The organism is Streptomyces sp. JW3, from assembly GCF_052216785.1.
In the GTDB taxonomy this organism is placed as follows: domain Bacteria; phylum Actinomycetota; class Actinomycetes; order Streptomycetales; family Streptomycetaceae; genus Streptomyces.
Map to the genome: position 1 here is coordinate 107,853 of NZ_JBQOUX010000002.1, position 18,787 is coordinate 126,639.

Here is an 18,787-nt window from a genome sequence, read left to right on the forward strand (position 1 = left end):
CCGGAGGGGAAGAGCTGGTGAGCACAACGCGCGAGACACAGGAGGAGGGCGTGGACGGCGGGGTGGGGGTGACCGCGCTGCTGGTCGCCGCCGCCCGGGCGATCGAGACGCACCGCCCCGACGCCCTGGCCCGGGACGGCTACGCGGAGCACTTCGTGCGCGCCGCACCGGCCTGCGCCGGCTGGCCGGTCCGCCCGGACCAGGTCCCGGACGGGGACGCGGACCCGTTGTGGGGACGGTTCGCGCGGTACTTCGGGCTGCGCACGCGGGTCCTCGACGACTTCCTGCTCCGCTCCGTGCACACGAGCGGCGCCCGCCAAGTCGTGCTGCTCGGGGCGGGGCTGGACACCCGGGCCCTGCGGCTGGACTGGCCCGCCGGGTGCGTGGTCTTCGAGATCGACCGGGCCGGCGTACTGGCGTTCAAGCACCGGGTGCTCGACGGACTGGCGGCCACCCCGAGGGCCGCGCGGGTGCCCGTGCCGGTCGATCTGCGCGCCGACTGGGTCGGCGCGCTCGCCGGGGCCGGGTTCGACCCGGCCGCGCCGAGCGTCTGGCTGGCCGAGGGGCTGCTGTTCTACCTGTCGCCCGCCGCCGAGACGGGTCTCATCGACAGCGTGGACCGGCTGAGCGCCGCGGGGAGCGCGCTGGCGTACGAGGTCAAGCTCGACAAGGACCTGCTGGCCCACCGCGACAGCCCGCTCTACACCGCGACCGCCCGGCAGCTCGGCATCGACCTGCTCGGCCTGTTCGACCGGGAGCCGCGGCCCGACTCCTGCGGTGACCTGGTGGCCAGGGGCTGGTCCACCTCGGTGCACACCCCCTACGACTTCACCCGCCGGCACGGCCGCGGCCCGCTGCCGGAGGAGAACGACGCGCTGGGCGGCAACCGGTGGGTGTTCGCGGACAAGCCCTGACCGGGCCCCCGGCCGAACCCCTGGCCACCGTGTGACGGCCCGCCCTTACTTCAGATGCCGCCCGAAGAACCGGTCCCCGTCCTCCAGTTCGAACCACGGGGTGCCGGTGTGCCCGCCCAGGTTGGCGTGCAGCGTCTTCTCCTTGCTGCCGAAGGCGTCGAACAGGTCCAGGGCCCGCTGCCGGGGATTGCCCTCGTCGTCCCACTGGAGCAGGAACAGCAGCGGGACGGTGACCTGCCGGGCCTCGGCCCGCTGGGCGCGGGGCACGTAACCGCCGGCGAAGAAACCGGCGGCCGCGATCCGGGGATCGGTGACCGCCAGCCGGATGCCGAGGGCGGTCCAGCCCGAGTAGCCGACCGGGCCGGCGATGTCGGGCCGCGCGAGGAGGGCGTCCAGGGTGGTCCGCCACTCCGGGGCGGCCTGCTCGACCAGCGGGCCGACGAGGGACTCGAAGATCTCGTCGACCGGTTCGCCGGCCCGCATCGCCCGCCGCAGTTCGGCACGGGCCTGCTCGGCGGCGGCCGAACGCGGCCGGTCACCGCACCCGGCGGCGTCGATGGTGGCCACCGCGTAGCCGTGGGCGGCGCAGAACCGGGCCCGCGCCACCAGCCGGGCGTCCCGCTTGGGCAGGCCGTTGTTGTGGGCCATCAGGATCAGCGGGGCCGGCCCGGACGCGGCGGGCGTCCACAGGGTGCCGGGGATCTCGCCGAGGGTGAACTCGCGTTGCAGGACGCCGTCGTCGAGGCGTTGTTCGGAAGTGAAGCGCATGGTCGTGCCTTTCGGGAGAGCGCTGCGAACGGCGCTCCCGGACGACCTATCGCCCGACCGTGACCCCGGAGGGGAGCACCCACGTCGATACTGCGTCCACGGGTACCACCTCCTCGTCTCTCGCACGGCCACCGGAAAGGTAGCAGCGGGCGGGGCGGTCGGCCAACGGGTTTTCCGTTGCCCCCAGGCCACGCAGGCCGGCCCCGCTGGGCACCGCCCCCCTCGGCGCCGTATCGTCCGCCCATGACGGCACCATCCGACCTCGCGTTCGACCCGTGGGACCCGGCGTTCCTCGCCGACCCCTACCCCGCCTACGCCGAACTCCGCGCCCGGGGGCGGGTGCACCACTACGCGCCCACGAACCAGTGGCTCGTCCCGCACCACGCCGACGTGTCCGCGCTGCTGCGCGACCGCCGCCTGGGCCGCACGTACCGGCACCGCTTCTCGCACGAGGAGTTCGGCCGCACCCCGCCGCCGCCCGCGCACGAGCCGTTCCACACCCTCAACGACCACGGCATGCTCGACCTGGAGCCGCCGGACCACACCCGGATCCGGCGGCTGGTGTCGAAGGCGTTCACCCCGCGCACCGTCGAGCGGCTCCAGCCGTACGTGCGGAACCTGGCCGGCGACCTGGTGGCCCGGCTCGTCGCGGCCGGCGGCGGCGACCTGCTCACCGACGTCGCCGAACCCCTCCCGGTCGCCGTGATCGCCGAGATGCTGGGCATCCCGGAGGCGGACCGGGCCCCGCTGCGCCCCTGGTCCGCCGACATCTGCGGGATGTACGAGCTGAACCCGTCGCCGGAGACGGCGGCCCGCGCGGTGCGCGCCTCCGTCGAGTTCTCCGACTACCTGCGCGAGCTGATCGCGGCCCGCCGCGAGCACCCCGGCGACGACCTGGTCTCCGGTCTGGTCGCCGCCCACGACGAGGACGACGACCGGCTCACCGAGCAGGAGATGATCTCGACCTGCGTGCTGCTGCTGAACGCCGGTCACGAGGCCACCGTGAACGCCACCGTCAACGGGTGGCGGGCGCTGTTCCAGAACCCCGAACAGCTCGCCGCGCTCCGCGCCGACCACTCCCTGGTCCCCACCGCCGTGGAGGAGCTGATGCGCTACGACACCCCGCTCCAGCTCTTCGAACGGTGGGTTCTGGACGACATCGAGATCGACGGCACCGTGCTGCCCCGGGGCGCGGAGGTGGCGCTGCTCTTCGGGTCCGCCAACCACGACCCGGCGGTCTTCGCGGCGCCCGGCCGCCTCGACCTGACCCGCCGCGACAACCCGCACATCTCCTTCAGCGCCGGCCTGCACTACTGCATCGGCGCCCCGCTGGCCCGGATCGAACTGGCCGCGTCGATGACGGCCCTGCTCGAACAGGCCCCCACCCTCGCCCTCGCCGCCGAACCCGAACGCAAGCCGAACTTCGTCATCCGGGGGCTGGCGGGGCTCGAGGTGGAGGTCAGGTGACCACCGCGGCCGCCCCCGCTCAGCCCACCACCGCGTCCCGCCCGCGCAGTCCCGCCAGCCCCGCGCCCACCAGCAGCACCGCGATACCGAGGAGGACGGCGACCGGGCCCCAGGTCAGGGTCCCGCCCGGCAGCTTGGGAAGGTGGCCGTAGGGGGACAGGTCCAGGACGGGCCGCGGCAGGTTCAGCGCCGGGCCGATCCAGCCGAGCAGCAGCACCGCCCCGGCCACCCCCCAGGCGGCCGGCGCCGCCCGGGGCAGCAGACCGTGCAGCAGGACCGCCGTGCCGCCGACCACCCACACCGCCGGCACCTGCACCAGGCAGGCGGCCAGGACCGGCCCGGGGTCGTGGCGGTAACCGAGGGCGTAGCCGAGACCGGCGAGCAGCAGGACGAGCACCGTGCCGCCGAAGGCGATCACCAGGTGGCCGGCCGCCCACCGCAGCCGCCCCACGGCCCCGGCGAGCACGGGCTCCGCCCGCCCGGAGGTCTCCTCGGCGGACAGCCGCAGCACCGACGACACCACGTACAGCGCGGCGACCAGCCCCAGAATCCCGGTCATCGCGGCGACGAACGTGTCGGTCAGCGCGCCCGGCCCGCCCAGCCGGGCCAGGATCTCGCGGCTGCCCGCGTTGTCGGCGAGCAGCTTCGCCGCGCCCTCGGTCATCCCGCCGAAGACGGCCCCGGCCAGGAAGAAGCCCGCGCTCCAGCCCAGTACGCCGCCCCGCTGCAACCGCCAGGCCAGCGCACCCGCCGTACCGAGCCGGCCGCAGGCCGGTCCCGGCCGGGTCGGCAGGAAGCTCATGCCGACGTCCCGGCGGGCGGTCAGCCGGTACGCCACGGCCGCCTGGAGCAGCACCGCCGCGGCGATCGGCGCCAGCACCCACCAGCGCTCGCCGGCGAACGCGCGCAGGTGCTCCGGCCAGCCCAGCGGGGACACCCAGGTGAGGGGTGACGAGCCGTCGGTGCTCGCCGAGTCGCCGGCCGCGCGCAGCACGAAGGCCGCGCCCAGCACCGCCGCCGTCAAGCCCCGGGCCAGCCGGGCGCTCTCGGTGAGCTGCGCGGCGATCGCGGCCGTCGTGGCGAAGACCAGGCCGGTGCCCGCGGCGCCCAGCCCGAAGGCGACCGCGCCGGCTACGCCCTGCCCGGACAGTCCGACCGCCAGCAGCAGCGCGAGGACCGCGCCTGCGACCGCCGCCGCCAGCAGCGCGGCGGTGAGCGGGGCCAGACGGCCCACCATCCCGGCCCGGACCAGTTCGTCCCGGCCGCTCTCCTCCTCGTCCCGGGTGTGCCGGACGACGATCAGCAGGCTCATCACGGCCGCCGCGGCGGCCACGTACACGCCGACCCGCCAGGCCGTCAGCGCGCCCAGCGAGTCGCCGAGGAGCGGGCCGACCAGGGCGCGCAGGGAGGAGTTGGCGGCCACCTGCCGGACCAGGTCGGCGCGTGCGGCGGCGGTGCCGTACACGCTGTCGAGGGTGCTCGGCATGGAGAGCGCCAGCAGCGCGTTCACGCCGGCCCAGACCGGGATCAGCACCCGGTCCCGGCGCAGCGCGAAGCGCAGCAGGGTGCCGGTGCCGGCGAAGGCGGTCATCGGGTCGCCGCCTCGTCCTGGTAGTGCCGCAGGAACAGTTCCTCCAGCGTCGGCGGCGTCGAGGTCAGCGACCGCACCCCGGACTCGCCGAGCGAGCGGAGTACGGCGTCCAGGTGGGCGGTGTCGACCTGGAGGCGGACCCGGTGGCCCCGGATGTCGAGGTCGTGCACGCCGGGCAGCCGGGACAGCCCGTTCGGCTCGCCGGCCAGCTCGGCGGTGACACTGGTCCGGGTCAGATGCCGCAGCTCGGCCAGCGAACCGCTCTCCACCGTCCGGCCCTTGCGGACGATGCTGACCCGGTCGCACAGCTCCTCGACCTCGCCGAGGACGTGGGAGGAGAGCAGGACCGTGCGGCCCCGGTCGCGTTCCTCGCGCACACAGCGCCGGAACACCTCCTCCATCAGCGGGTCGAGGCCGCTGGTCGGCTCGTCCAGGATCAGCAGGTCGACGTCCGCGGCGAACGCGGCGACCAGGGCGACCTTCTGCCGGTTGCCCTTGGAGTAGGTACGGCCCTTCTTGGTCGGGTCCAGTTCGAAGCGTGCCATCAGCTCCGCGCGGCGCCGCGGGTCCAGACCGCCGCGCAGCCGGCCGTACAGGTCGATGACCTCGCCGCCGGAGAGGTTGCGCCACAGGGTCACGTCGCCGGGGACGTACGCGATGCGGCGGTGGGCCTCCACCGCGTCCGCCCAGGGGTCGCGGCCGAGGACGCGGGCGGCTCCCGAGTCGGGGCGCAGCAGGCCGAGCAGCACCCGGATGGTGGTGGACTTGCCGGCGCCGTTGGGACCGAGGAAGCCGTGCACCTCGCCGGTCTCGACGGCCAGGTCGAGGCCGTCCAGCGCGTGCGTGCGCCCGAAGGACTTGTGGAGCCCCGAGACGCTGATTGCCTTCGTCATGATTCGGAACGTACGCTGCATTCAGAAATTTGTGAAGTTAAGGAACCGTCAAGGTTGTGAGAGATGATCGAGAGATGATCGAAAGATGACGGAACCAACCGAGGAGACGACGGGCCGCGACCCGGAGGCCGTGTCACGGTTCGTGGAGGGCTTCGCCGCGCAGCTCGTCGAGGCCGGCATGCAGCGGATGCCGGCCCGGATCTTCGCCGCCCTGCTGGCCTCCGACGCGGGCACGCTGACCTCGGCGGAACTCGGCGAACAGCTCAAGGTCAGCCCGGCCGCCGTCTCGGGCGGCGTGCGCTACCTCGCGCAGCAGCACATGGTGGCGCGCGAACGCGAGCCCGGCTCGCGCCGGGAGCGGTACCGGGTGCACAGCGACCAGTGGTACGAGGCGCTCACCAGCCGGGAGGCCGTCCTCAAGCGCTGGGAGGCCGCCCTCGGGGAGGGCGTCACCAGCCTCGGCGCGGACACCCCGGCGGGCCGGCGGATGTCCGAGACGCTGGCCTTCTTCGAGTTCATCGACGGGGAGATCGCGGCGATGATGGAACGGTGGCGGGTGCACCGGGAGGAACGCTTCGGGTGACGGGCTGAGCAGCCCCCTCAGGCGCGGGTCCGCTCACCGCGCCGGCAGCGTCAGCCCCCAGGCCGATTCCCGTACCGTCCAGGTCCGGGTCCCCACCGGGCCCGACTCCACCGCGTCCGCCCGGTAGCGGAAGTGCGCTCCCGAGACGGTCACCGTCCGGCCGCGGGCCGTCAGCGGGGCCGCCGCCGCGCCGACCGACAGCGGCCGCACCTCCACCTCGGCCGTGCCCGGGGCACCCGGCGTCAGGGACACCCCCTGGACCGGCTGGTCCAGGTCGACCAGCGTCACCCCGTCCACCTCCACCCGCAGCCGGGCCGGACCGGGGGCCGGCGCCGCCGCGGACCGGGCCGCCGGACGCGGATGCGCCAGCGTCCGGACCAGGGACTGGCAGGTGCGCAGCCAGGGCCGGGCCGGCGGCTCGGTACCGGCGGTCCGGCCGTCCGCCGCCCCGCTCTCCCCGTAGGTTCCCCCGTACCGGGTCTCCCCGGGCCGGGCGTCCCCGTACCGGGCGGCCACCGGGGGAAGCGGCGGGATGCCCACCGCGCCCAGCACCACCCCGTCGCTGTCGTCGACCAGCAGGTCGAGCCGGTGTTCCGTGCCGTCCAGCACCGCCCGCGCCGCCGCCACCGCACCGGTCGGCACCCCGAGCGCGCGGGCCAGCGCCAGCTGCGAGCCGACCGGCACCAGCGACAGCGCGCATCCGGCCAGCTCCCGCCGGCGGTGCAGCAGGGCCACCGTGCGCAGCAGGGCCCGGTCGTCGCCGACCACCACCGGCCGCCGCGAACCGCGCCGCCCCAGCACCCGGGCGAACTCCTCCGGATCGTCCGGCAGACACACCTTGGTATGCGCCGCACCCGCTCTGAGCACGTCTTTCGCGATCCGGACGGACTCACCGTCCAGGCGCCGGGCGACCGGATCGACGACCACCAGAAGCTGATCGGGCGTCGCGGAACAGCTCGCGGAAGAGCTCGCGGAAGTCGCCACCTCGGCCATGCCTCGCTTCCTCGGGTAGCATCTTTGTGCAAGAGCCCCTTGCGCGATTGCGCCAGGGGCTTCGTCTATTCCGGGGCATCCGGTCCGACGGGTTGCGGCCGACGAAGGTCGCCGGTGTACGAGCCATGACTCGTGTGTACGAAGCACGAACCATGAAGCGTATGCCCTCGACCTTGGACATGCCCCGCCCGGAAGGGGTGTACGCGCGTGCCCGCACTTGTGCTGCTCGGTGCTCAGTGGGGTGACGAAGGCAAGGGAAAGGCGACGGACCTGCTCGGTGGCTCCGTCGACTATGTGGTGCGCTACCAGGGCGGCAACAACGCCGGCCACACGGTAGTCGTGGGCGATCAGAAGTACGCCCTCCACCTGCTCCCTTCCGGGATTCTCTCCCCCGGCTGCACGCCGGTCATCGGCAACGGAGTCGTCGTCGACCCGTCGGTCCTGCTCTCCGAGCTGAGCGGTCTGAACGAGCGTGGCGTCGACACGTCCAAGCTCCTGATCAGCGGCAACGCTCACATCATCACGCCGTACAACGTCACCGTCGACAAGGTGACGGAACGCTTCCTCGGCAAGCGGAAGATCGGTACCACCGGGCGCGGCATCGGCCCGACCTACGCCGACAAGATCAACCGCGTCGGCATCCGGGTCCAGGACCTCTACGACGAGTCGATCCTCACCCAGAAGGTCGAGGCGGCGCTCGAGGTCAAGAACCAGATGCTCACCAAGCTCTACAACCGCCGGGCGATCACCGCCGACCAGGTGGTCGAGGAGCTGCTGGGCTACGCGGAGCAGCTCCGCCCCTACGTCGCCGACACCGTCCTGGTCCTCAACCAGGCGCTGGAGGACGACAAGGTGGTCCTCTTCGAGGGCGGCCAGGGCACCCTGCTGGACATCGACCACGGCACGTACCCCTTCGTCACCTCGTCCAACCCGACCGCCGGCGGCGCCTGCACCGGCGCCGGCGTCGGCCCGACGAAGATCAGCCGGGTCATCGGCATCCTGAAGGCGTACACCACCCGGGTCGGCGCCGGCCCGTTCCCGACCGAGCTGTTCGACGCGGACGGCGAGGCGCTGCGCCGCATCGGTGGGGAGCGCGGTGTCACCACCGGCCGGGACCGGCGCTGCGGCTGGTTCGACGCGGTGATCGCCCGCTACGCGACCCGGGTCAACGGCCTCACCGACTTCTTCCTCACCAAGCTCGACGTGCTCACCGGCTGGGAGGAGATCCCGGTCTGCGTGGCGTACGAGATCGACGGCAAGCGGGTCGAGGAGCTGCCGTACTCGCAGTCCGACTTCCACCACGCCAAGCCCGTCTACGAGACGCTGCCCGGCTGGTCCGAGGACATCACCAAGGCGAAGTCCTTCGACGACCTGCCGAAGAACGCGCAGAACTACGTCAAGGCGCTGGAGGAGATGTCCGGCGCGCCGATCTCCGCGATCGGCGTGGGTCCGGGCCGGGACGAGACGATCGAGGTCAACTCCTTCCTCTGAGCCGTCCCGCCGCGACCGCGTTCGGCCCCCTTCGACGGGCGCCGGGCGCGGTCGCGGTGTCGTATCGGAGCATGACCGTCTCCTGTCAGGGTCCCTACGGCGCCGACGGCGCCCCCGGAGACCGCGCGGACTGCGGTGACCCGGCCCGGTTCGAGGTCGCCCGGCACGGGCTGGGGCCGCTGCGGGTGTGCCCCGTGCACCTGGGCCCGGCGCTGCTGCTGGCGGCCGGGGTGCGGTGGCCGCCGGGGGTCTCGCTCATCGGGTGACGGGCGGCGATGGGGCATAGCCTGAAGGGGACGAAGAAGGTGATGGCCATGCGCGTGATGCTCAAGGCGACGCTGGACACCGAGAAGGCGAACGAGCTGATCCGCAGCGGAAAGATGCCCGAGGCGATGAAGGGCGCCCTGGACCAGCTCAAGCCGGAGGCGGCGTACTTCGGGCCGCTCGGCGGGCGGCGGACCGCCCTGCTGGTCTTCGACATGGCGGACAGCTCGGACCTGCCCGCCAGCGGGGAACCGTTCTTCACCCAGTTCAACGCCGAGGTCGAGGTCTTCCCGATCATGAACGGCGAGGATCTGGAGAAGGGCCTGACACAGATCGGCCGGAGCGCCGGCTTCAGCTGAACACGATCATCGACCCCTGCGCCAGGCTCCGGGTGGCCGCCGCGTGCAGCCCCAGCCACACGTGCCGCTCACGGGCGAACGGGCTCGGGTCGTACGGGGCCGGCGCGGCCGGTTCCTCCAACTCGGTCGGCCCGGCGGGCGGTCGGGGAGCCGCCGGGGGGTTGGCCGGGTCGATGCCGAGGGCCGGGGCGACGGACTCCAGTTCGCGCAGCAGGGCGTGTGCGGAGCCGAGCGGGCCGCCGCCCGCCAGCAGTTCGTCGTTGGCCAGCGGATGCGGGAAGTCGACCGGGACGTAGGCGCCGGCGTGGTCGTAGTGCCAGACCAGGTGCGACTGCTGGGCCGTCGCCTCGAACATCTCCAGCAACTGCTCGTAGTCGCCGCCGAGTTCGTCGACCGGTGTCACCGGCAGGCCGCACAGCTGGAGCAGATGGGCGCGGCGCAGGAAGTGCAGCGCGTCGTAGTCGAAACCGGCCACCGGGGCGACCTCGCCGGACAGGCCCGGCATGTACGCGAACACCGGTACCGGCGGCAGCCCGGCCTCGGCCAGCACCTTGTCGTACTGCGCGAGTTCCTCGGCGAAGGGGTTGTCCGGGGTGTGGCACAAGATGTCGACGAGCGGTACCAGCCACAGGTCACAGGCCAAAAGAGAACTCCTCACACAGCACGGTGGTGCGGGACAGCACGGTGGTGCAGGCAGAGTAGTAGGTGCGGCGGCAGGGCGGCTCCCCGGCCGGGAAAGGTGCTCCGGCCGGGGCCCTCGTGCCCAACCCATACCCAGGCGTGCGCCCCCCACCCCGGGCCGCGGGTCATCCGGCGAAGAGCCGCGCCACGACCGTGAGCGAGTGCGTGTTGTACGCCAGGACCAGCGAGCGGGCCGCCTCGGCGTCCCGCCGGACCAGCGCGTCGACCAGTTCGGTGTGCCCGGACCACAGGGTGCCGCGCAGATCACCGACCCGACGCAGGTGCTGCACCGTGCACACCCAGCTCTGCACCCGCAGCCGGTGCAGGAAGTCGGACAGGTACGGGTTGCCGAACAGCACCGCCAGCTCCCGCCAGAACCGCAGGTCGTAGCCGATCAGCACAGTCAGGTCGCCGGCCTGGGCGGCCCGCTGCGCCTCCTCGCCGCGCCGCCGCACCCCCGCCAGCGCCGCGGTCAGCCGCTGCTCGTCGCCCGGCGCGGCGGCCTCCCGGTGACCGGCCGCCAGCGCGTGGAACATCCCGTCGGTGACCAGGCAGCGGGCCTCGACCATGCCGCGGAAGTCGGCGGCGGAGTACTCGTGGACCCGGAAGCCGCGGTGGTGGTCGGCGTCCAGCAGCCCCTGCGCGGACAGGTCCACCAGCGCCTCGCGCACCGGCGTCGCGGAGACCCCGTACTGCTCGGCGATCTCCTTGACGGTGAACTCCTGCCCCGGCTGGAGCCGTCCGGCCAGTACCTCGTCGCGGAGCGCGTCGGCGATCTGCTGCCGCAGGGTGCTGCGCGTCACGGCACCGTTGCCGCTGGGGCCGGGCATGGTCGGGCGTCTCCTCGTCACGTGGGGGCGGCGTGCACGTACAGCACGTACATATGTACGAGAATATGTACGAGCACGCCACCTTACGCGTTCACGGGTGCCTCACGCGGTGTACGTGTCGGTGTACGTGTCCGCCACGGACAGTGCCGTGTCCAGTGCCGCCAGCCCCTCCTTCAGTTCGGCCTCGCTCACGTTGCACGGCGGCACCACATGGGTGCGGTTCATGTTGACGAAGGGCCACAGCCCGTGCGCCTTCGCGGTGGCGGCGAACGCGGCCATCGGGGCGTTGGCCTGCCCGGTCGCGTTGTACGGCACCAGCGGCTCGCGCGTCTGGCGGTTCCGTACCAGCTCCAGCGCCCAGAACATGCCGGTGCCGCGCACCTCGCCCACGCTCGGGTGCCGCGCGGCCAGCTCCCGCAGCGCGGGCCCGACCAGGTCGGCGCCGAGCCGGGCCGCGTGCTCGACGATGCCCTCTTCCTCCATCACGTTGATGGTGGCGACGGCGGCGGCGCAGGCCAGCGGGTGCCCGGAGTAGGTCAGGCCGCCCGGGTAGGGCCGCTCGGCGAAGGTCGCGGCGATCTCGGCGGAGATCGCCACCCCGCCGAGCGGCACGTATCCGCTGTTCACGCCCTTGGCGAAGGTCAGCAGGTCCGGTACGACGCCGAACAGGTCGGCCGCGAACCAGGTACCGGTGCGCCCGAACCCGGCCATCACCTCGTCCAGCACGAAGACGATCCCGTACTTGTCGCAGATCTCCCGCACCCCGGCCAGGTAACCGGCGGGCGGCACCATGATCCCGGCCGTGCCCGGGATGGTCTCCAGGACGATCGCGGCGACGGTGGCCGGTCCCTCGAAGACGATCGTCGTCTCCAGGTGCTCCAGCGCCCGCGCGCACTCCTGCTCGGCCGTCTCGGCGTAGAAGCGCGAGCGGTAGAGGAACGGCGCCCAGAAGTGCACCACCCCCGCCGTGCCGGTGTCGGACGCCCAGCGCCGCGGGTCCCCGGTGACGTTGATCGCCTGCTGGGTGCCGCCGTGGTACGAGCGGTACGCGGCGAGCACCTTCGGCCGCCCCGTGTGCAGCCGGGCCATCCGCACCGCGTGCTCGACGGCGTCCGCGCCGGCGTTGGTGAAGAAGATCTTGTCGAGGTCGCCGGGGGTCCGCTCGGCGATCAGCCGTGCCGCCTCCGAGCGGGCCTCGACGGCGAAGGCGGGCGCGAACGTCGTCAGCCGCGCCGCCTGCTCCTGGATCGCGGCGACGACCTTCGGGTGCTGGTAGCCGATGTTGGTGAAGACGAGGCCGCTGGTGAAGTCGAGGTAGCGGTTGCCGTCGTAGTCCCAGAAGTACGACCCCTGCGCGCCGGCGACGGCGAGCGGGTCGATGAGGTCCTGCGCGGACCAGGAGTGGAAGACGTGCGCGCGGTCGGCGGCCTTGACGGCGGCGCCGGTCCGGGGGTCGGGCCGGTCGTTCTGAGGGATCATGCGGCCGAGGGTAGGCGGCGGGCGGACGGGGACGGTATCGGCGTCGTGTCTGCGCGCCGGGCCGTTCCACGACAGGCTGTCGACCACCGTACGTCCCCACCGGTGCACCAGCTGTTACGGAACCGTCGACACCGTGCGACCGTTCCCCTCTCAACCCCGCACTATCCTCGGCCTGTTGCTCACACTCAGGGAAACTCGGGGGCGCGACGATGGAGAAGCTCGCGGCGGGTGATCCGCACCGGGTCGGCGACCACCGGCTGCTGGCCCGGCTGGGCGCGGGCGGCATGGGCCGGGTGTACCTCGCCCGGTCGGACCGGGGCCGGACGGTCGCGGTGAAGCTGGTGCGCGCGGAACTGGCCCGGCAGGACGAGTTCCGGGAGCGGTTCCGGCAGGAGGTCGCGGCGGCCCGGCGGGTCGGCGGGTACTGGACGGCACCGGTCCTGGACGCGGACACGGAGGCCGCCGTGCCCTGGGTCGCCACCGGGTACGTCGCCGGGCCCAGCCTCCAGCAGGTGATCGGGCACGATCACGGGGCGCTGCCCGAGCGGTCGGTCCGCATCCTCGGCGCCGGGCTCGCCCACGCGCTCCAGGACATCCACGCCGCCGGGATCGTGCACCGCGACCTCAAACCGTCCAACGTGCTGATCACCATCGACGGCCCCCGTGTCATCGACTTCGGGATCGCCCGCGCGCTGGAGACCCGGACCGCGGCGGGCCTCACCCACACCGGGGCGCTGGTCGGCTCGCCCGGCTTCATGGCACCCGAGCAGGTCCGCGGGGAGCCGCTCACGCCGGCCTGCGACGTCTTCTGCCTCGGCTCGGTCCTGGCCTACGCGGCCACCGGCACGCTGCCGTTCGGCACCGCCGACAGCGGGGTGCACGCCCTGATGTTCCGCATCGCCCAGGAGGAACCGGACCTGACCGGGGTGCCGGAGGGGATCGCCGACCTGGTCGGCGCGTGTCTGCGCAAGGACCCGGCGGCCCGGCCCGCGCTGGGCACGGTCCTGGCCCGCACGGGCGCGCAGGACATCGTCGCGGACGGCCGCTCCCGTGATCCGTGGCTGCCGGGAGCGCTGGTGGCCCAGTTGGGGCGGCATGCGGTGCGGTTGCTGGACGCGGAGGATCCGGTGGGGGAGGCGGGGGCGCCGGTGCGGGGGCAGTCCGGGGCGGGGGTGCCGGTGTCGGGGCCGTCCGTGTCGGGGGCGTCCGGGGCGGGGGTGCCGGTGTCGGGGCCGTCCGTGTCGGGGGCGCCGACCGGTGGCGGTGTTCCGGTGGATCACCTTCCGACGGTGGTCGCGGGGGAGGGGCCGCCTGTGCCGCCGCCCGCGCCTGTGCCGCCGCCCGCGCCAGCAGCCGCGCCCGCGCCCGCGTCGTCGATCACTGGCAGCGTGCCCGCGCCCGCACCCGCGCCCGCGGCCTCGCCCTCGCGCGTGGCTGCGTACGACCAGCCGCAGCCGCAGCCGCAGCCGCAGCCCCAGCCGTATCCGTACCCCCAGTCACCGCAGTCGCCGTTCCGGCGGGGGCCTTCCACCGTGCTGTTGGTGGTGATCGCCCTGGTCGTCGCGCTGGCCGCTGGGGGCTCGGTGTACGCGCTGATGAACGGCGACGGTGACGGGACCCGGGCCCACGACGGCGCCCCCGCCCCGACACCGACCGTGGACGTGTCCGATACGTCCGAGGCCACCGATCCGGCCACCACCGACGACCGGCCGACCACCCCCGCGGCGGACGACGGCGCGGTCCCGGCCGGCTATCTGGGCACCTGGACCACCACCATCGACAACGCCACCGGCACCCACCAGCGGCGGCTGACCATCGAGCAGGGCGAGGTGGGCGACACGGTGCTGTCCCTGGTCGCCGACGGTGACGGGTACCACTGCGTGTTCCGGGCCGAACTGGCGGTCGACCCCGGTGGTGACGGGCCGGTGCGGTTCGGGCCGTCCGAGGTGACGGTCGGGGAGCCGAGCGAGTCCTGCACCCCGGGTTCGTCCTCCGAGGCCACCCTGCTGCCCGATGGCAGCCTGGAGCGCGTCCTCACCAGCGACGGGAAGAAGCTCACCTTCTCCCGCGAGTGAGCAATCACGACCCCTCTGCTCACACCCCGCTCGAATGAGCGGTTGGTGAACAGCGGGCGAACTGTTGCTCACGCGCGTGAACTTCGTACGACGGGGACGGTGGAAGGCGCTCGCACAGCCATACGGTGACCGGACGACAGATCCGGATGACACTCATCGGCGGGGGCCCAGGGTGCAGTGGCTGAGCGCGGAGAACCTGATCGCCGTGGCCACGGCGGTCCTCGGCATCGTCGCCTCGGGTGTCATGCTCTGGTTCGAACGCCGGGTGCCGCGCCGCAAACGGGTCGGCTACCGCGTCCAGATGGACAACCCGATCGGTGACGACGCCCGCTCCGGCCGCCTCAACCGCCGCCTCGGTCTGTTCGACGAGACCCCGGGCATGACGGACGCCACCCTGGTCCTGCTGCGCGTGGAGAACGACGGCTCCCAGAGCATCGACCGCGACGACTACACGGGCCCCGAACTGCACGGCCTGACCGCGGTCTTCACCGACCGCACGATCCGCGGCGTCTCGGTGACCCAGCCGTCGGCCACCGGCCATCTGATGGACCACTTCACCGCCGCCCGCGGCTTCGGCTACGAGGGCAACACCCTGCGCGTGCCCCGCGTCCCGCTCAACCGCGGCGACCACTTCAAGCTGCTGGTCCTGCTCTCCGGCGGCGACGTGGGCCGGGAGATCCGGCTGACCGGCGGCCTGCGGGACGGCGAGGTCCACCCCAACCGCAGCGCGACCCCGGACGACACCCCGCCGCTGTTCGGCCGCGCCGCCCGGCTGATCACCATCATGCTCACGGTGTGCGTGGTCACGCTGGCCGCGATCGTCGTCGCCCAGGACGACACCCGCCCCCCGATCGGCTGCGCGGGCGGCCGGCTGACCCTCATCGGCTCCACGGCCTTCGCCCCCGTCCTGCGGGAGGCGGCCGAGAAGTACGAACGGGACTGCGCGGACGACGAGCCCGAGATCAGGGTGGACCCGCACGGCTCCACCTCGGGCGTACGGGAGCTGGCGGCGGCCGGCGAGCAGACGAAGAACGGCTCCCCGCCGCTGGTGGCCCTCTCCGACGGCCCCAAGCCGAGCGGCCTGCCCGACCTGCGGGAGAGCCGGGTGGCGGTGTCGGTCTTCGCCCTGGTCGTCAACGACGACGTACGGCTGCCCGCGGACAACCTCTCCACCGCCGACGTACGCCGCCTGTACAGCGGCGAGATCACCAACTGGGCGGAGGTCGGCGGCCCCGACCTGGCGGTCCGGCTGGTCAGCCGGGACGCCGACTCCGGCACCAGACAGGTCCTCCAGCGCCGGGTGCTGGGCCGCGGGGAGGTCGCCAACAGCTCACTGGACTGCGTCCACAAGGACGACCCGTCGATCGGCTTCGTCCGCTGCGAACTCGACTCCACCGACCAGGTGCTGTCGACCGTCGCCGAACTGAGCGGCGCGATCGGTTACAGCGAGCTGAACCTGGCCGCCCGCGTGGACGGCGTACGGCTGCTGCGGCTCGACGGCGACCCGCCGTCCGTCGACGCCATCGAGCACGGTACGAACGACTACCCGTACCGCGAGATCGAGTACGCCTACACCTACGGCCGCCCCCCGGCCGACTCCCTGGCCTCCAGCTTCCTGACCTACCTGACCAGAGGCAACGGCCAGGACATCACCCGCACCCACGGCCACGTCCCCTGCTACACCCCGGAGGGCCTCACCCTCTGCGCCGAGTGACCGGGGAGGGGGTCTGCTGGAAATGGATGACAGTTCGCCCTGAAGTGTCATCCATTTCCAGCAGACCCACCTTGCCCCCGGGCCCGGGGTCACCGAGTCTCGGGCGGCCGCTGCCGGGGCATGTTCGGCCGAGCGCTGCCCGACGGCACTCCGAACCGCGCCTGCGCCACCGCCCCCTCCAGCCCCCGCCCCCCGGCGCCCCCGCCCACCTGGATGCCCAGCGGCGCGGAGCCCGTCCGGAACTCCACCATCCAGTCCGCCGTCTCCGCCCGCACCAGCTCCGTCAGGTCCTCGGAGAACCTCCGCAGCACCAGCAGACACCGCTCCGCCGCCTCCCCCGCCGTGCCCTCCGCGGGCCCCAGCACCTCCCGCACGCTCTCCGCCGCCCAGTCGAACTGGAGCACCTGGAGCCGCCGCTGCACCGCCTGCGCCGTGGCCACGTCCCGCATCCAGCCGGACGTCATCCCGAAGTACCGGTCGCCGGCCACGCACGCCACCCCGAGCAGCAGCGCCAGATACCCCCAGGCCGCCACCCCGCCCACCACCCCCGTCAGGTCCAGCAGCGGCAGCGCCGCCCCCGCGACCGCCCCCGCCGCCGCCCCGCCGCGCAGCACCCGCGCGCCCCGCCGCTTCCACGCCCGGTCCGCGAGGTACCACGCCGCCGTCTCCAGCGCCCCCCGCTCCACCCACCGGTACAGCTCGTCCAGCCGCTCGGCCGGCAGCCCCCAGTCGCCGAGCGGAAAGGCCCGCCCCGTCAGGTCACCCGGCTCATCCCTCTGACCCACCCGGCACTCCCCACTGATCAAGCGATCACGACACGTGACGACCGGACCCCTTCCTACCCCCGGAAGGGTGGCGAAAGCCCTGGTATCACCACTTTTCCGCCCGGAAGAGGTCACTGATCAGGCCCCGGAATCGCCGCCTCTCACTCGAAAGAGTGCTGGGGCGAGGGCCGCCCGGACCACGTAGGCTCGTGCCGAACGGAAAAACTCAGCGCGAACGCGGCGACAGGAGCTGATCGTGATCCCCGGTGGTGGCCAGCCCAACATGCAGCAGCTGCTCCAGCAGGCCCAGAAGATGCAGCAGGATCTGGCGCGGGCCCAGGAGGAACTGGCGCGGACGGAGGTCGACGGCCAGGCCGGCGGCGGCCTGGTGAAGGCCACCGTCACCGGCTCGGGCGAGCTGCGCGGCCTCGTGATCGACCCCAAGGCGGTGGACCCCGAGGACACCGAGACCCTCGCCGACCTGGTCGTCGCCGCCGTCCAGGCGGCCAACGAGAACGCCCAGACCCTCCAGCAGCAGAAGCTCGGCCCGCTGGCCCAGGGCCTCGGCGGCGGCGGCGGCATCCCGGGCCTGCCTTTCTGACCTTTCTAAGAAGGCCCCCGGCCCTTTACCGTACGCACTGAAGGAACCCCAGGAAGGACGGCAGTCCGTTGTACGAAGGCGTGGTCCAGGACCTCATCGACGAACTGGGGCGGCTGCCCGGCGTCGGTCCCAAGGGCGCGCAGCGGATCGCCTTCCACATCCTCCAGACGGAACCGACCGACGTACGGCGTCTGGCGCACGCGCTGATGGAGGTCAAGGCGAAGGTCCGGTTCTGCGTGACCTGCGGGAACATCGCGCAGGAGGAGCAGTGCAACATCTGCCGCGACACCCGCCGCGACCCGGCCGTCATCTGCGTGGTGGAGGAACCGAAGGACGTCGTGGCCATCGAGCGCACCCGTGAGTTCCGCGGCCGCTACCACGTCCTCGGCGGCGCGATCAGCCCGATCGACGGCGTCGGCCCCGACGACCTGCGCATCCGCGAGCTGCTGGCCCGCCTCGCGGACGGCACGGTCACGGAGCTGATCCTGGCCACGGACCCGAATCTGGAGGGCGAGGCGACAGCGACGTACCTCGCCCGCATGATCAAGCCCATGGGCCTCAAGGTCACCCGCCTGGCCAGCGGCCTCCCGGTGGGCGGCGACCTGGAATACGCGGACGAGGTGACCCTCGGCCGCGCCTTCGAGGGGAGACGACTCCTAGATGTCTGACGCCACGCTGCACGCGACGAACCAGAACCCGGACGACTTCGCGGTCCAGATCGCCGACCAGGTGGAAAGTTTCCTGGTCGCCGTCACGGAGGTGGCCAAGGGCGACGAACCGGCCTCGGCGGTCCCCTTCCTCCTCCTGGAGGTCTCCCAGCTGCTGCTGGCCGGCGGCCGCCTCGGCGCCCACGAGGACATCGTCCCGGACGACCGCTACGAGCCCGACCCGGGTCCCGAGCTGGACGTGGACGACCTCCGCGAGAACCTGGCCCGCCTCCTCGAACCCATCGACGTCTACTCCGAGGTCTTCGACCCGTACGAGCCCCGCAAGGCCCCCGTCCCGGCCCGGATCTCGGACGATCTGACCGACGTCATCACCGACCTGCGCCACGGCATGGTCCACTACCGGGCCGGCCGCACCACGGAGGCCCTGTGGTGGTGGCAGTTCTCCTACTTCTCCAACTGGGGCTCCACCGCGTCGGCGGCCCTGCGCGCCCTCCAGTCGGTGGTCGCCCACGTCCGCCTCAACCAGCCGCTGGCCGCCCTCGACGGCCTGGACACCGACGAGGACCTCGGCGACGAGACCCTGGAGGCGGAGGCCGGCCAGGTCATGGTGGAGGAGATCGCGGGCCCACTGGGCCTGCGCCCGGTCAAGTAA

Annotated in this window: 19 protein-coding genes; 11 read left to right on the plus strand and 8 right to left on the minus strand. The window is 73.1% G+C overall.

Going from position 1 to position 18,787, the window contains the following annotated elements:
- The first annotated feature begins 14 nt into the window (after positions 1 to 14).
- Positions 15 to 914 (plus strand): class I SAM-dependent methyltransferase, encoded by a 900-nt coding sequence (locus tag ACTT8P_RS01865; protein ID WP_442829772.1) that lies wholly within the window; start codon positions 15 to 17, stop codon positions 912 to 914.
- Between the two features lie 45 nt (positions 915 to 959).
- Here the strand turns inward: ACTT8P_RS01865 and ACTT8P_RS01870 are convergent, their stop codons facing one another.
- Entirely contained in the window at positions 960 to 1,682 is a 723-nt protein-coding gene (locus ACTT8P_RS01870) for a dienelactone hydrolase family protein (protein ID WP_442829707.1), read from the minus strand.
- A gap of 243 nt (positions 1,683 to 1,925) precedes the next feature.
- On the opposite strand from ACTT8P_RS01870, the gene ACTT8P_RS01875 reads away from it, so the two are divergent.
- The gene (locus ACTT8P_RS01875; protein ID WP_442829708.1) at positions 1,926 to 3,149 is read left to right on the plus strand and encodes a cytochrome P450; all 1,224 of its coding nucleotides are present in this window, start codon (positions 1,926 to 1,928) and stop codon (positions 3,147 to 3,149) included.
- Between the two features lie 19 nt (positions 3,150 to 3,168).
- On the opposite strand, the gene ACTT8P_RS01880 is transcribed toward ACTT8P_RS01875, so the two are convergent.
- Together ACTT8P_RS01880 and ACTT8P_RS01885 are read right to left on the minus strand one after the other, a co-directional pair.
- Positions 3,169 to 4,740, minus strand: coding sequence for an ABC transporter permease (locus ACTT8P_RS01880; protein ID WP_442829709.1), 1,572 nt, complete (start codon positions 4,738 to 4,740; stop codon positions 3,169 to 3,171).
- Complete coding sequence (locus ACTT8P_RS01885; protein ID WP_442829710.1) at positions 4,737 to 5,633, minus strand: ABC transporter ATP-binding protein; 897 nt, start codon at positions 5,631 to 5,633, stop codon at positions 4,737 to 4,739. The genes ACTT8P_RS01880 and ACTT8P_RS01885 overlap by 4 nt, the downstream gene beginning before the upstream one ends.
- Before the next feature lie 85 nt (positions 5,634 to 5,718).
- On the opposite strand from ACTT8P_RS01885, the gene ACTT8P_RS01890 reads away from it, so the two are divergent.
- Positions 5,719 to 6,216: a GbsR/MarR family transcriptional regulator gene (locus tag ACTT8P_RS01890; protein WP_442829711.1), complete on the plus strand. Its 498-nt coding sequence runs from the start codon at positions 5,719 to 5,721 to the stop codon at positions 6,214 to 6,216.
- Positions 6,217 to 6,249: 33 nt separating this feature from the next.
- Here the strand turns inward: ACTT8P_RS01890 and ACTT8P_RS01895 are convergent, their stop codons facing one another.
- Positions 6,250 to 7,209, minus strand: coding sequence for a diacylglycerol kinase (locus tag ACTT8P_RS01895; RefSeq protein WP_442829712.1), 960 nt, complete (start codon positions 7,207 to 7,209; stop codon positions 6,250 to 6,252).
- A 207-nt stretch (positions 7,210 to 7,416) separates the two neighbouring features.
- Here ACTT8P_RS01895 and ACTT8P_RS01900 point away from each other — a divergent pair, with 207 nt between their 5' ends.
- From ACTT8P_RS01900 to ACTT8P_RS01910, 3 genes are all read left to right on the plus strand, one after another.
- Positions 7,417 to 8,700 carry an adenylosuccinate synthase gene (locus tag ACTT8P_RS01900; RefSeq protein ID WP_442829713.1) on the plus strand — a complete coding sequence of 428 codons (1,284 nt, stop codon included), beginning with the start codon at positions 7,417 to 7,419 and terminating at the stop codon, positions 8,698 to 8,700.
- Between the two features lie 71 nt (positions 8,701 to 8,771).
- The gene (locus ACTT8P_RS01905; RefSeq protein WP_442829714.1) at positions 8,772 to 8,966 is read left to right on the plus strand and encodes a hypothetical protein; all 195 of its coding nucleotides are present in this window, start codon (positions 8,772 to 8,774) and stop codon (positions 8,964 to 8,966) included.
- 48 nt (positions 8,967 to 9,014) lie between these two features.
- A complete protein-coding gene (locus ACTT8P_RS01910) occupies positions 9,015 to 9,323 on the plus strand; it encodes a hypothetical protein (RefSeq protein WP_442829715.1) in 309 nt (102 codons plus the stop codon).
- Here ACTT8P_RS01910 and ACTT8P_RS01915 read toward each other — a convergent pair.
- From ACTT8P_RS01915 to ACTT8P_RS01925, 3 genes are all read right to left on the minus strand, one after another.
- The gene (locus ACTT8P_RS01915) at positions 9,316 to 9,966 is read right to left on the minus strand and encodes a hypothetical protein (RefSeq protein ID WP_442829716.1); all 651 of its coding nucleotides are present in this window, start codon (positions 9,964 to 9,966) and stop codon (positions 9,316 to 9,318) included. The two genes, ACTT8P_RS01910 and ACTT8P_RS01915, sit on opposite strands and share 8 nt — an antisense overlap.
- 163 nt (positions 9,967 to 10,129) lie before the next feature.
- A complete protein-coding gene (locus ACTT8P_RS01920; RefSeq protein WP_442829717.1) occupies positions 10,130 to 10,834 on the minus strand; it encodes a GntR family transcriptional regulator in 705 nt (234 codons plus the stop codon).
- A 102-nt stretch (positions 10,835 to 10,936) separates the two neighbouring features.
- Positions 10,937 to 12,313 (minus strand): aspartate aminotransferase family protein, encoded by a 1,377-nt coding sequence (locus ACTT8P_RS01925; RefSeq protein WP_442829718.1) that lies wholly within the window; start codon positions 12,311 to 12,313, stop codon positions 10,937 to 10,939.
- A gap of 209 nt (positions 12,314 to 12,522) precedes the next feature.
- On the opposite strand from ACTT8P_RS01925, the gene ACTT8P_RS01930 reads away from it, so the two are divergent.
- Positions 12,523 to 14,388, plus strand: a complete 1,866-nt coding sequence (locus ACTT8P_RS01930; RefSeq protein ID WP_442829719.1) for a serine/threonine-protein kinase — start codon at positions 12,523 to 12,525, stop codon at positions 14,386 to 14,388.
- 172 nt (positions 14,389 to 14,560) lie between these two features.
- The gene (locus ACTT8P_RS01935) at positions 14,561 to 16,102 is read left to right on the plus strand and encodes a substrate-binding domain-containing protein (protein ID WP_442829720.1); all 1,542 of its coding nucleotides are present in this window, start codon (positions 14,561 to 14,563) and stop codon (positions 16,100 to 16,102) included.
- 89 nt (positions 16,103 to 16,191) lie between these two features.
- Here the strand turns inward: ACTT8P_RS01935 and ACTT8P_RS01940 are convergent, their stop codons facing one another.
- Entirely contained in the window at positions 16,192 to 16,887 is a 696-nt protein-coding gene (locus ACTT8P_RS01940) for an SLATT domain-containing protein (RefSeq protein WP_442829721.1), read from the minus strand.
- Positions 16,888 to 17,122: 235 nt separating this feature from the next.
- Here ACTT8P_RS01940 and ACTT8P_RS01945 point away from each other — a divergent pair, with 235 nt between their 5' ends.
- The 3 genes from ACTT8P_RS01945 (at position 17,123) to ACTT8P_RS01955 (ending at position 18,787) form a co-directional block, all read left to right on the plus strand.
- A complete protein-coding gene (locus ACTT8P_RS01945; protein ID WP_442829722.1) occupies positions 17,123 to 17,467 on the plus strand; it encodes a YbaB/EbfC family nucleoid-associated protein in 345 nt (114 codons plus the stop codon).
- 68 nt (positions 17,468 to 17,535) lie between these two features.
- A complete protein-coding gene (gene recR / locus ACTT8P_RS01950; protein WP_442829723.1) occupies positions 17,536 to 18,135 on the plus strand; it encodes a recombination mediator RecR in 600 nt (199 codons plus the stop codon).
- Positions 18,128 to 18,787 (plus strand): DUF5063 domain-containing protein, encoded by a 660-nt coding sequence (locus ACTT8P_RS01955; RefSeq protein ID WP_442829724.1) that lies wholly within the window; start codon positions 18,128 to 18,130, stop codon positions 18,785 to 18,787. Before recR ends, ACTT8P_RS01955 begins: the two co-directional genes overlap by 8 nt.

Coding starts and splice junctions, on each gene's coding strand:
- ACTT8P_RS01870 (WP_442829707.1), bottom strand. CDS start 1,682: ATGCGCTTCACTTCCGAACAACGCCTCGACGACGGCGTCCTGCAACGC.
- ACTT8P_RS01875 (WP_442829708.1), top strand. CDS start 1,926: ATGACGGCACCATCCGACCTCGCGTTCGACCCGTGGGACCCGGCGTTC.
- ACTT8P_RS01880 (WP_442829709.1), bottom strand. CDS start 4,740: ATGACCGCCTTCGCCGGCACCGGCACCCTGCTGCGCTTCGCGCTGCGC.
- ACTT8P_RS01885 (WP_442829710.1), bottom strand. CDS start 5,633: ATGACGAAGGCAATCAGCGTCTCGGGGCTCCACAAGTCCTTCGGGCGC.
- ACTT8P_RS01890 (WP_442829711.1), top strand. CDS start 5,719: ATGACGGAACCAACCGAGGAGACGACGGGCCGCGACCCGGAGGCCGTG.
- ACTT8P_RS01895 (WP_442829712.1), bottom strand. CDS start 7,209: ATGGCCGAGGTGGCGACTTCCGCGAGCTCTTCCGCGAGCTGTTCCGCG.
- ACTT8P_RS01905 (WP_442829714.1), top strand. CDS start 8,772: ATGACCGTCTCCTGTCAGGGTCCCTACGGCGCCGACGGCGCCCCCGGA.
- ACTT8P_RS01910 (WP_442829715.1), top strand. CDS start 9,015: ATGCGCGTGATGCTCAAGGCGACGCTGGACACCGAGAAGGCGAACGAG.
- ACTT8P_RS01920 (WP_442829717.1), bottom strand. CDS start 10,834: ATGCCCGGCCCCAGCGGCAACGGTGCCGTGACGCGCAGCACCCTGCGG.
- ACTT8P_RS01925 (WP_442829718.1), bottom strand. CDS start 12,313: ATGATCCCTCAGAACGACCGGCCCGACCCCCGGACCGGCGCCGCCGTC.
- ACTT8P_RS01930 (WP_442829719.1), top strand. CDS start 12,523: ATGGAGAAGCTCGCGGCGGGTGATCCGCACCGGGTCGGCGACCACCGG.
- ACTT8P_RS01955 (WP_442829724.1), top strand. CDS start 18,128: ATGTCTGACGCCACGCTGCACGCGACGAACCAGAACCCGGACGACTTC.